The organism is Massilia sp. 05N420 (genome assembly GCF_056397205.1).
This window is the reverse complement of record NZ_JBFTMX010000025.1, coordinates 72,467-84,406: the sequence shown is the minus strand read 5'-3', so window position 1 is coordinate 84,406 and position 11,940 is coordinate 72,467. Positions and strand designations below refer to the sequence as shown.

The following is an 11,940-nucleotide window of genomic DNA, read 5'->3' as shown; positions in this document are numbered from 1 at the left end:
ATCCTTGTTGTACGTACTGTGTGTATACGGAAACTTCACCAGCGCGCGGCACTTTACCGCCCAGTTCTGGTCGAACTCATGCCCTCTTCCGAAAGGTCGCCGCCATGAACGCCCGTCCCGACATACCGCCCAGCGAGCAGATGCGCGAAGCCAGCGCCTGGCAGGGCGGCATCCCGCCGCGTTACCCCGAATCCAGCGTCGAGCACGCCCACGTCGACCTCGCCCTGAATGCCTGGCTGGGCCGCATGACCGGCTATGTGTCGCCGGCGGCCCTGGCCGCGGCCTGGCAGGACTGGGCGGTCCACCTGCTGCTGTCGCCCGCCAAGCAGATGGAGCTGGCGATGCAGGCCGCCACCAGCGTCGAGGAAGGTCTGCGCTACTGCACCGCCGCCCTGCTCGGCAATGGCGAGGAACCGGTGCGGCCGCTGGCCCAGGACAAGCGCTTCAGCGCCCCTCCCTGGCACACCTGGCCCTATAACCAGATGAGCCAGGGCTTCCTGCTGACGCAGATGTGGTGGCACCGCGCCACCAGCGGCGTGCGCGGCCTGTCGCCCCACCACCGCGACGTCGTCACCTTCCTCACCCGCCAGCTGCTGGACGGTCTGGCGCCCTCGAACTTCATCGCCACCAACCCGGTGGCGCAGCAGGCCACCCTCGCCAGCGGCGGCGAAAACCTGCTGCACGGCGCCCTGCGCGTGGCCGGCGACCTGCGCCGCGGGCTGGCCGGCACCGCCGCCGTCACTTTTCGCCCTGGCCGCGACGTCGCGGTCACGCCCGGCAAGGTGGTGATGGCAAACCACCTGATCGAGCTGATCCGCTACGACCCGCAGACGCCCCGGGTCCACGCCGTGCCGCTGCTGATCGTGCCGGCCTGGATCATGAAGTATTACATCCTCGACCTGTCGCCGGAGAATTCACTGGTGCGCTACATGGTCGAGCACGGCCACACCGTGTACATGGTTTCCTGGAAAAACCCGGACGCCGAGGACCGCGATCTCTCGCTCGAGGATTACCGGCGCCTCGGCGTGATGGCGGCGCTCGACACCGTGGTCGCCCAGACCGGCGCGGCGAACATCAACGCCTGCGGCTACTGCCTCGGCGGGACCCTGCTGGCGATCGCGGCGGCGGCGATGGCGCGCGACCACGACCGGCGCCTGGCCAGCATGACCCTGCTGGCGGCCCAGGTCGACTTCACGGAACCGGGCGAGCTCTCGCTGTTCATCGACGACAGCCAGGTCGCCTTCCTGGAAGCCGTGATGTGGCAGCAGGGCTACCTCGACACCCGCCAGATGGCCGGCGCCTTCCAGCTGCTGCGCTCGAACGACCTGATCTGGTCGCGGCGGCTGCGCCACTACCTGCTCGACATTCCCGACAAGGACAACGACCTCGCCTCCTGGAACGCCGACGCCACCCGCATGCCCTACCGGATGCACTCCGAATACCTGCGCAAGCTGTTCCTGAAGAACAGCCTGGCCAGCGCGCGCTACATCGTCGACGGCCACGCGGTGGCGCTGACCGACATCCATATCCCGATCTTCGCGGTCGGCACCATGACCGACCACGTGGCGCCCTGGCATTCGGTGTACAAGATCGTGCCGCTGACCGATACCGACGTCACCTTCCTGCTGACCACCGGCGGCCACAATGCCGGCGTGGTGTCGCCGCCCGGCACGCCCAGGCGCAGCTACCAGATCGCTTCGCATGCCCACGACGCCCCGTACGTTGCGCCGGACACCTGGCAGGCGGCGAACGAGCACCACGAAGGCAGCTGGTGGCCGGCCTGGGAGACCTGGCTGGCTGCGCGTGCCGGTCCGCTGACGGCGCCCCCGGCTCCGGTCGAGAGCCTGGGCGACGCGCCCGGCGTCTACGTCCTGCAGCCCTGATTCGCAGGCCTCAGCCCCAGGCGAAGCTTTCCAGCTCGTCCGAGATCAGTTGCTGCCCGTGCTCGACCATGAATTCGTGGAAGGAGGCGGCCACCGTCGGGATCGCACGCGCGGCCTTGTGCATCACGTGCCAGTCGCCCTGGACCTTGACGCCCGGCACCCGCAGCACGCTGAGGAGATTATTCCTGACCTCCAGCGTACAGGCGTGCACGGACAGGAAGCCGACGCCGAGGCCGGCCGCCGTCATCTGCTTGATCGCCTCATTGCTCGACAGCTCGGAGCCGATCGCCAGCGGCACGCCTTCGTCCTCGTACAGGCGGTCGATGGCCGCCCGCGTGCCCGAACCGCGCTCACGCACCAGCAGGTTATCGGCGGCGATGTCGTCGAGGCTTACTGCCGCCTTCGCCAGCAGCGGGTGGCCGGGGGCGACGAAGAAGGCCATCGGGTGACGGGCGAAGCGGCTGGCGCTGGTCGGGAATTCGCGCGGTGGCGTGCCCATGATGGCCAGGTCGATCTCGTCGCGGCTCAGCATGCCGATCACTTCCGGCCGTGAACCGACCTGCAGCTTGATGCGCACGTGCGGGCGCCCCGTCGTGAAGCGCACCAGCATCGGCGGCAGCAGGTGTTCGGCGGTCATCACCGCACCGATGCGCAGGGTACCGCTGGTCACGCCCTTGAGCGCGGCGATCTCGTCGCCTGCCTCTTCCCACAAGCCGAGGATGCGTTCGGCATAGCCCACGAGTAGTTCGCCGGCGGCCGTCATCTGGATGTTGCGGCCCTGGCGGCGGGTCAGCGGCACGCCGGCCGCCTCTTCCAGCAGTTTGAGGTGCAGGGACACGGCCGGCTGCGTGACGTGCATGGCTTCCGCGGCCCGCGAGACGCTCTGGTGGCGCGCGACCAGCACGAGGGCCTGCAATTGCTTGAAGCTGGCAGGATACATAAGCTTTACCTTATCGAATTCCTAGAAATATTTATTTTTATTTTATCTTGCGCGGCCGTATAGTAAAACCCATCCAGCAACAACGGCTCAGAAAAGGAGATCATCATGACGGCACAAGCGCTCATCTTCGACTTATCCGCATTCGTGAACATGGACACGGACCGCCTGCTGCACGAAGCGGTCGAGCACGGACTGCCCTGCGCCCTGATCTCCGAACTCCCCTACCGCCAGGCCGAGCAGCAGTTGCGCGACCGCTTCGGCGACACTGCCCACCACATCTTTTCGGTCGTGCTGACCGGCGCGGATTTCAAGGAGCGCGGACACAAGTCGCCCTATTCCATCGTGCTGAACCAGCTCGGCGTGCCGCCCGACGAGGCGCTGGCCGTGACGAGCTCGTCGCACGCCATCGCCGCCGCCCGTACCGCCCGGATCGGCGTGCAGGGCGGCAGCGAAACCCGTCACTGAGCCGCCACTGAGCCGCCACCGAGTCATGGCTGGCCGCCACCGCGCGGCCTTCGCAAACAGGCATCGCCCAACGGCCGTCGAACCAGCGTGTTAAAATCCTGTCTTCGGGAAAACCTCGCTTGGATGGCCGTATCGACGATTGACTAGTATCACCCTCGACTTCCCCCGCTCCGCAAAGACCAGGGCCGCATCAGCACACTGATCGCGCGCCGCAATTCATTACATATCCGACAAGCTTCGGCCAGGCTTCGTATCGCTTCGCAGCCAGGACGACACAAAAACGGACCATGTTTAACTAACTGGTTAGTTATCCTCCGGCCTGGCGAACGGGGCCTGCCGCACAGGCGATACGAATCGACGCGTCCCCTCCTCCGAGGCTGAACGAACAACGCTTGATTGCATGGTTAGTTCTTGGAGAATTCGTAATGACTAAAAATGAAACCCCTCCTTCGACAGGGCTGAAGGTGTGGTGTGGTTTGCTCGGCCTGGTATTGCTGGCCACCGGCCTGTTCTTCGCCGTCGGCGGCGCCAGGCTAGCCTCGCTGCACGGCAGCTGGTACTTCCTGGTCGCGGGCCTCGTCATCGTCGCGGCCGCCGTCCAGTTCCTGCGGAAGAAGCCGTCCGCGGTGCTCGTGTACGGCGCGGCCTTCGCCGGCACCCTGGTCTGGGCGCCGCTCGACGCCGGCATCGACTTCTGGCCGCTGGTCTCGCGCCTGATGCTGCCGACCGGCCTGATGGTGCTGGCCCTGCTGACCTGGCCGTCGCTGCGCAGGCGCGCCACCGGCCAGGCGGCGGGCAAGGCCGCCTACGGCATGGCGCTGCTGCTCGCGGCCGGCATGGCGCTCGCCTTCGTCAACATGTTCCAGCCGCATCCAACCGTCGCCTTCCAGGGCACGCCCACCCCGCTGGTGCCGGTGGCCCCCGGCCAGGGGCAGAAGAACTGGAGCAATTACGGCAACACGCCGGGCGGCAGCCGCTTCGCCGCACTGGACCAGATCACCCGCGACAACGTGAAGAATCTGCAGCTTGCCTGGACCTTCCACACCGGCGACACCCCGATCAGCCCCACCGGCAATGGCGCGGAAGACCAGGAAACTCCGCTGCAGATCGGCGACCGCATCTATTTATGCACGCCGCATAACAACGTCATCGCCGTCGATGCGGACAGCGGCAAGAAGATCTGGGAGCGCGCCATCAACGCGCAATCCCAGGTCTGGAACCGCTGCCGCGGTCTGGCCTATTTCGATGCCACGCAGCCCCTGGTCCAGCCGACCGTGGCCGGCGCGACCCCGGTCCCGGCGGCCACGGTGCCAGCCGGCGCCAACTGCCGGCGCCGCCTGCTGATGAATACCATCGACGCCCGCCTGGTCGCCATCGACGCCGACACCGGCGCCATGTGCGAAGGCTTCGGCAAGGGCGGCTTCGTCGACCTGAAGGCAGGCCTCGGCGCCGCCGACGATCCGAAATACCAGCTCACCTCCGCCCCGACCCTGGCCGGCACCACGGTGGTAGTGGGCGGCCGCGTGGCCGACAACGTCCAGACCGACATGCCGGGCGGCGTCCTGCGCGGCTTCGACGTCATCAGCGGCCGGATGCGCTGGGCCTTCGACCCCGGCCACGACGATCCGAACGCGCAGTTGGCGCCGGGCCAGACTTTCGCCCGCAGCACGCCGAACTCCTGGGCGCCGATGTCCTACGATCCGGCGATGAACACCGTCTTCATCCCGATGGGCAGTTCCTCGGTCGACCTGTGGGGCGGCAACCGCACGCCGCTGGACCACCGCTACGCCACTTCCATCCTCGCGCTGGATGCCAGCACCGGCAAGGAGAAATGGGTCTACCAGACCGTACACAACGACCTGTGGGACTTCGACGTGCCGATGCAGCCCAGCCTGGTCGACTTCCCGGCCAGGGACGGCTCGACCAGACCGGCCGTCGTGTTCGGCTCTAAGTCCGGTCAACTCTTCGTGCTCGACCGCCTGACCGGCAAGCCGCTCACCCGCGTCGAGGAACGCCCGGTCAAGACCGCCGGCATCCAGCAGGAGCAGTACTCGGCCACGCAACCGTTTTCAAGCGGCATGCCGCAGATCGGCGCGGACACCCTGAAGGAATCGGATATGTGGGGCGCGACGCCCTTCGACCAGCTGATGTGCCGCATCAGCTTCAAGTCGATGCGCTATGAAGGCCTGTTCACGGCGCCGGGCACCGACGTCTCGCTCAGCTTCCCGGGCTCGCTGGGCGGCATGAACTGGGGCAGCCTGTCGGTCGACCCGAACCATCACGTCATCTTCGTCAACGACATGCGCCTCGGCCTGTGGGTGCAGATGATCCCGCAGAAGCATGACGCCGGCCCGGCCGGCAATGGCGGCGAAGCGGTCAACACCGGCATGGGCGCCGTCCCGCTGAAGGGCACGCCGTATGCGGTGAACAAGAACCGCTTCATGTCCCCGCTCGGCATCCCCTGCCAGAAGCCGCCCTTCGGCACCTTGTCCGCCGTGGACCTGAAGACGCAGAAGATCCTGTGGCAGGTACCGGTCGGCACCGTGCAGGACACCGGCCCGATGGGGATCAAGATGCGCATGAAGATGCCGGTCGGTATGCCGACCCTCGGCGGCACCCTGGCGACCCAGGGCGGCCTGGTCTTCATCGCCGGCACCCAGGACTACTACCTGCGCGCCTTCGACAGCGCGACCGGCAAGGAAGTCTGGAAGGCGCGCCTGCCGGTGGGCAGCCAGGGCGGGCCGATGAGCTATGTATCGCCCAGGACCGGCAAGCAATACGTGCTGATCTCGGCCGGCGGCGCACGGCAATCGCCGGACCGCGGCGATTACGTCATCGCTTATGCGCTGAAGCACTGAATTATCGAGGTAACTGATGCAAAAAATTCATGAAATTCGGCGCCTGCACATCTGGCGTCCGGCCTCCTGCGCCACCCTGCTGGCCATGGCAGCGCTTTCTCCGATGGCGTCGGCTGCCGACGAATCCACCCTGACCGGGGACTGGGGCGGCGCGCGCGCCCGGTATCTCGACGCCGGCGTGAACTTCCGGGGCGATTATGTCTCCGAGACCTTCGCCAACGTGAGTGGCGGCCTGAAGCGCGGGAGCACCTATGCCCAGCAGCTGCGCCTCGGCGCCGATGTCGACATGGGCCGTCTTGCCGGCTGGTCCGGCGCCACGCTCCACCTCACCATCAACGACCGGCGCGGCGCAGGCGTGTCCGCCGACTACATCGGCAACCGGCTGCCGGTCCAGGAAGTCTACGGCGGTCCCTACACCCGCCTGAGCGAGGCCAGCTATGAACAAAACCTGCTTGGAGACCGGCTGAACCTGCGCCTCGGTTACTTCGCAATGGGCAATGACCTCGGCGGCATGGCGATCGGCTGCCAGCTGGTGAATGCGGCCTTCTGCGCCCACCCGCTTTCTCTGTCGGGCAATAGCGGCTGGTACAACTATCCGAATGCGCGCTGGGGGGCGGCCGTCCGCTACAGCTTGGGCCCGGAGCTGCTGTTCCGCACCGGCCTGTTCCAGGACAATCCGCGCCTCGGCGACAGGCGGAACGCCTTCCGGCCTTTCGCCGCCGGCACGGCGGGCGTAATGCTGCCGCTGGAGCTGGAATATGCGCCCGGCAGCGCGCCGCACAGCGATGCACTGCCAGGCCATTACAAGCTCGGCGTCTTCTACGATACGGCGGACGCGAAGCGGCAGGGCGAAGCGGGCACGGTGAACGGACGCTACGGCATGTACCTGCTGGCGGACCAGATGATCCTGCGCGACGGTCATGGCGGCCGCGGGCTGTCGGTGTTCGGCCAGTTCACGGCGAACCCGCGGGCCTCGGCCCAGATCACGCGCTGGGTTGCGGCCGGCCTGGTCAAGACCGGCACCTTTGCCGGCCGGGATACGGATACGGTGGCGCTGGGCCTGGTGCATGCGCAGGTCAATCCTCGACTGCGCGAGGTAGCGGCCCTCTCGAACCTCGATGACGGCGGCTATGCCGCGCCGCCGGCCGGCGAATCCGTGGTGGAACTGAGCTACGGTTTGCAGCCGCGGGGCTGGCTGGGTGTGCGGGCCGACGTCCAGTACGTCGTGCAACCCGGCGCCTTCAGCTACCGCTCGACCCGGAATGCGCTCGCGGTCGGCACCCAGCTGAAGCTCACGTTCTAAGCGCGCACGGCGCGCAGGACCGTGTCTATCACGGACGCGCGCCGCGCCGCATGCACCTCGGGCGCGCCGAGGTCGCGGTCGAAAATGAAGCTGAAGGTATGGCGGTTCGACACGTTATAGAAGGACAGCGCGCTGATCGTCATGTGCAGGTCGACCGGATCGACGTCGGCGCGAAACACGCCATCGGCGATGCCGCGCCGGCACAGGCTTTCCAGCACCGTGATCGCCGAACGGTTGATCGCACGCAGTTCCGGAATCTTGCGGATGTACTCGCCGTGGTTGATGTTCTCGCTCATTACCATGCGGATGAACTCGGGATGCGCGGCATGGAAATCGAAGCTGGCGCCGACCAGTGCGCGCAAGGCGTCCACCGGCGGCAGGCTCTCAAGATGGAAGTCGCTCTCGATCTGGCGGAAGCGGCGATAACTCTCTTCCAGCGCGGCGACATACAGATCCTCCTTGCTACCGAAGTAGTAGTAGATCATGCCCTTGTTGATCCCGCTTTCGGCCGCGATGGCGTCGATGCGTGCGCCGCTCAGGCCGCGCCTGGAGAATTCCTGGAGCGCGACGTTGAGGATCTTGTCGCGGGTGCCTTCTTCCTCTTCCCCGGGGATGGCGTTCTTCGATCGGCTGGCTTTCGTCATCGAGCTATTCTAAACGATCGCGCACCCAGCGAGCGTGGCGTATGCGGCATCGACGTCTTCGACCTGGACCGAGATGATCACGCCCTGCGGCTCGCGCAGGAATTCCCTCAGGGCTTCAGATAGGCATAGCCTTCCTGGTACTGCAGGCGCGCCACTTCCGCCACGCCCGAAGGCACGATGGTCGCTTCCGGCATGACGCGCTTGCGATCGATCTTGCGCGCCTCCAGGGTGTTGTTGCACACCCTGAATTTGACGTTGCGGTTCGACAGTTCCTGGACCACGGCATCGTAGGGATTGCCGTTCTTGTCCTTGGCATCCTCGAGCAGGAAGTCGATGCCCGGGCCATGGGCCACCACGACGATCTGCGCCTTCGGGCTGGCGTTCAGGTGGTTGCGGATATTCCCCATCGCCGCCATCGCCGTCGACGAATCGTTGATGTGATAGACGACCTTCTCTTCGCGTCCGCCGGCGGCGCCGACGGCGGCTGCGACGACGGCCAGGCACAGCACCGCGGCGATTGCTCGGAATAGCTTCATGGGATTCTCCTCAACGTTGTGGCGACGGTTTCGGGTTCGGTTCCAGGCTTTCCTTCTCCATGAGGAGGAAGGTGCCATAGGCATTGAGCCGGTTGGCCTGCTCGAATGCAGGATAACCCGCGTAGGCGCTCCAGTCGACTTTTGCGTAGGCTTCGTCGAAGGAGTTCAGGTCGGCCACCGCCTCGCCCATGGTCTTGCGCAGGAATAGCAGGTAGGAGCGGGTCAGGTCGAGATCCTTGCGCGGGTCGTGCGAGACCTCGCCATGCCCCGGCACCACGACCGCCGGCGCCAGCGCCAGCATGCGGTCCAGCGCCGCCAGCCAGATGCGGCTGTCGGCATCGCCGACGAAGGGCAGCCGGCCGGTGAAGAACAGGTCGCCGGCGAACAGCAGCCTGTCCTCAATGACGCTGAGCATGATGTCGTCCGGCGCGTGTGCCCCGCCCGCATCGATGATCCTGAAGTGGAGCCCGCCCATCTCGAAGGCGATCGGCCTGCCGTCGGCGAAGCTCAGCCAGCGGTCGGCCGGCAGCAGGCGGGTGCGTTCGTCGACCCAGGGCTTGAGCGCTTCCTTGCGCTGGGCCAGCCGCAGGGCCGCCGTATCCGAGGCCAGGTAGGCGCGGCCGTTCTGGTGCGCCCAGATCTCGGCGCCGGCGGCCTTGAAGGCTTGCAGCCCATAGAAGTGGTCGGCGTGGTAGTGACTGACGATCACGCGCCGGATCGGCTGCGAGGTGACGCCGCGGATCGCCTTCACCATCGCCTCGCCCAGGGCCGGGGTGCCGAGCGCGTCGAACACGAGCACGCCGTCGCCGGTGACGACGAAACCGGCATTCGACATGAATCCCTTGTTGTCGCTGCCCGCCACGCCCGGCTGGCCGTGGAAGAACCAGGCGTGCGCACTGACCTTGATTGGCGTGAGTACCGGCGGCTGGGGCGGCGCGGCCGCGGCGCTCCGGACCAGGCCGATCAGTACCAGCGGCAGCAGCCATGCGCGGCGCAGCCACGCCGACATCATCTGAAACAAGCGCATTCCCCACTCCTCCCGCGCACCGGCGCGATGTCAAGATGTTCGTTCACCGCTTCTCGGCCAGCGCACGGCGCGCCGCCGCCAGCGTTTCGTCGAGGTAGGCGCCGTACATGCCGGCGACGTCGCCGCCTTCAAGTACCGGCGCCAGCTGCCGCCCGCGTCCATCCAGCACCAGCACGCTGGGCGCCACGCGGATGCCGTAGCGCTTGCCCAGGGCGCTGCCGGAACCGGCTTCGCCGTCGAAACCGCGCAACGGCGCGGCCGACGACAGGTCGGCTTCGCGCACCAGCGGCCGCTCGCCGGCCGCGCCTTCGCGCGCCAGCGGCAGCAGGTAATGACGGCGCACCACTTCGCAGTAGGCGCAGCCCGGCAGCGAGAACAGGATCACCAGCGGCACGCCGCGCCGCAGGGCCGTGCGGCCGTCGCTGGCAAGATCGTCTGCCGCCGGCAGCGTGGCCCGTGCGGGCTCCGCATGGGCGACGCACGTCAGCACGGCGCATGCCAGCGCCGTCGCCACCCTGATCGTCGCCGCCATTGTGAACCCTCGCACGGCGGCTAGGCCATGATGCCCGGATTGCCCTGCAGGCCCACCAGGCGCGGCGTATTCAGCTTGCGCGGCGAGACCGTCTTCTTCGACCTGAGCCACTGCGCCACCACGTTCCACACCGGCTCGCCCGAGGCGCCCTCGGCCACCGGCGCCCAGCCGGCCACCTGGTAGGTCTTGCCCGCCTCGACCGGCTTGCCGTTCAGGCGCATGTCGCGGATGCGCGAGCCCATCGGCGCCGCCGGGTCGATCGCATAGCTCATCCCGCCCACCCGCACCATGTCGCCGCCCTGCTGGTAGTAGGGATCGGGATTGAACAGGTTGTCGGCCACGTCCTCGAGCACGGTCTTGATGGTCGCGCCGCTCATCTCGGTCAGGGTGCTGTAGGAATAGGTGGTCGCGGTCTGGTCCATCAGGTGCTCCATCAGGATCGGACTGTCGGGCAGCAGCGTGGTGCCCCAGCGGAAGCCCGGCGAAAATGCCAGGTCGGCGCCCTTCACTTCCATCAGCGCGTCGACGATCAACTGGTCGAAAGTGCCGTTGAAGTTCCCGCGCCGGTACAAGGTGCCCTCGGTCAGCGCCAGCTTCTCGTTCAGCTGGGCTTCATACGGCGCACGGACCTTCTTCACCAGCGCGGCCATGTCGCGGTCGGGCGGCAGGAAGTTCGAGAATACCGGCAGCAGGCGGTACTGGAAGCCGCGCACCTGGCCGTCGCGCACGTCGAAGTCGAGTACCCCGAGGAACTTGCCGTTGCTGCCGGCATTCGTCACCAGGGTCTTGCCGCCGCCGTTGGGCACGACCACCGGCACCGGCACGCCGTCGTGCGTGTGCCCGCCCATGATGGCGTCGATGCCGCGCACCCGCGACGCCATCTTGATGTCGACGTCCATGCCGTTGTGCGACAGGACCACCACCAGCTTCGCACCCTTGGCGCGCGCCTCGTCGACCATCTTCTGCATGTTCTCTTCCTGGATGCCGAAGCTCCAGTCGGGCACCATGTAGCGCGGATTGGCGATCGGCGTGTAGGGAAAGGCCTGGCCGATGATCGCCACCGGCACCCCGTTCATCTCCTTGACCACATAGGGGTCGAACACCGGGTCGCCGAAGTCGTTGGTCTTGACATTCTGCGCCACGAAGTCGACCTTGCCCTTGAAGTCCTTGCCGACGATTTCCTGCACCCGCTTGTCGCCCAGGGTCATCTCCCAGTGCGCGGTCATGACGTCCACGCCCAGCTGCAGGCAGGCGTCGACCATGTCCTGCCCCTTGGTCCAGAGCGCGGTGGCGGAGCCCTGCCAGGTGTCGCCGCCGTCGAGCAGCAGCGCACCGGGTCGCCCGGCGCGCATCTTCTTCACCAGTGTCGCCAGGTGCGCGAAGCCGCCGACCTTGCCGTAGCTGCGCGCCGCCTGCTCGAAGTCGAGCGCCGTGAAGGCGTGCGCCTGCGGCGAGCGCGCAGGCATGCGGACCTCCTTCAGCAGCGCTTCGCCGACCAGGTGGGGCATGCGCCCGGCCGCTTGGCCGAGGCCGATGTTCACGCTCGGTTCGCGAAAATAAACCGGCATCAGCTGGGCATGGCAATCCGTGAAATGCAGGAAGTGCACATTGCCGAAGCGCGGCAGCTCGTACAGCGCGTCCGGACGCGGGGCCGCGAGCGCGGACTTCGCATCGAGCAGCATGCCGCCGGCCGCGGCGATCCCCAGCAGTTGCGCGAATTCGCGTCGATTCATACCCATCGATCTTCCTCCG

General features: G+C 67.0%; 10 protein-coding genes. 4 read left to right on the top strand and 6 right to left on the bottom strand.

The features are described 5' to 3' along the window. Positions 1–104: 104 nt before the first annotated feature. Positions 105–1,883 carry a PHA/PHB synthase family protein gene (locus AC1DIX_RS17210; RefSeq protein ID WP_477325979.1) on the top strand — a complete coding sequence of 593 codons (1,779 nt, stop codon included), beginning with the start codon at positions 105–107 and terminating at the stop codon, positions 1,881–1,883. A gap of 10 nt (positions 1,884–1,893) precedes the next feature. Here AC1DIX_RS17210 and AC1DIX_RS17205 read toward each other — a convergent pair whose 3' ends face one another. Beyond that, positions 1,894–2,823: a LysR family transcriptional regulator gene (locus AC1DIX_RS17205; RefSeq protein ID WP_442122092.1), complete on the bottom strand. Its 930-nt coding sequence runs from the start codon at positions 2,821–2,823 to the stop codon at positions 1,894–1,896. Between the two features lie 105 nt (positions 2,824–2,928). Here AC1DIX_RS17205 and AC1DIX_RS17200 point away from each other — a divergent pair, with 105 nt between their 5' ends. The 3 genes from AC1DIX_RS17200 (at position 2,929) to AC1DIX_RS17190 (ending at position 7,449) form a co-directional block, all read left to right on the top strand. After that, positions 2,929–3,288, top strand: a complete 360-nt coding sequence (locus AC1DIX_RS17200) for an HAD hydrolase-like protein (protein WP_477325977.1) — start codon at positions 2,929–2,931, stop codon at positions 3,286–3,288. A gap of 425 nt (positions 3,289–3,713) precedes the next feature. After that, entirely contained in the window at positions 3,714–6,146 is a 2,433-nt protein-coding gene (locus AC1DIX_RS17195; protein ID WP_477325975.1) for a membrane-bound PQQ-dependent dehydrogenase, glucose/quinate/shikimate family, read from the top strand. A 16-nt stretch (positions 6,147–6,162) separates the two neighbouring features. Continuing rightward, complete coding sequence (locus AC1DIX_RS17190; protein ID WP_477325973.1) at positions 6,163–7,449, top strand: carbohydrate porin; 1,287 nt, start codon at positions 6,163–6,165, stop codon at positions 7,447–7,449. On the opposite strand, the gene AC1DIX_RS17185 is transcribed toward AC1DIX_RS17190, so the two are convergent. The 5 genes from AC1DIX_RS17185 to soxB form a co-directional block, all read right to left on the bottom strand. After that, positions 7,446–8,093 (bottom strand): TetR/AcrR family transcriptional regulator, encoded by a 648-nt coding sequence (locus tag AC1DIX_RS17185; protein WP_477325971.1) that lies wholly within the window; start codon positions 8,091–8,093, stop codon positions 7,446–7,448. The genes AC1DIX_RS17190 and AC1DIX_RS17185 overlap by 4 nt on opposite strands. Positions 8,094–8,200: 107 nt before the next feature. Next, the gene (locus tag AC1DIX_RS17180) at positions 8,201–8,629 is read right to left on the bottom strand and encodes a DsrE family protein (RefSeq protein WP_477251875.1); all 429 of its coding nucleotides are present in this window, start codon (positions 8,627–8,629) and stop codon (positions 8,201–8,203) included. Positions 8,630–8,639: 10 nt separating this feature from the next. After that, a complete protein-coding gene (locus AC1DIX_RS17175) occupies positions 8,640–9,656 on the bottom strand; it encodes an MBL fold metallo-hydrolase (RefSeq protein WP_442122086.1) in 1,017 nt (338 codons plus the stop codon). 43 nt (positions 9,657–9,699) lie between these two features. Then, entirely contained in the window at positions 9,700–10,188 is a 489-nt protein-coding gene (locus AC1DIX_RS17170; protein ID WP_477325969.1) for a thioredoxin family protein, read from the bottom strand. Between the two features lie 20 nt (positions 10,189–10,208). Continuing rightward, entirely contained in the window at positions 10,209–11,921 is a 1,713-nt protein-coding gene (soxB, locus tag AC1DIX_RS17165; RefSeq protein WP_477326030.1) for a thiosulfohydrolase SoxB, read from the bottom strand. Between the last annotated feature and the right edge of the window lie 19 nt (positions 11,922–11,940).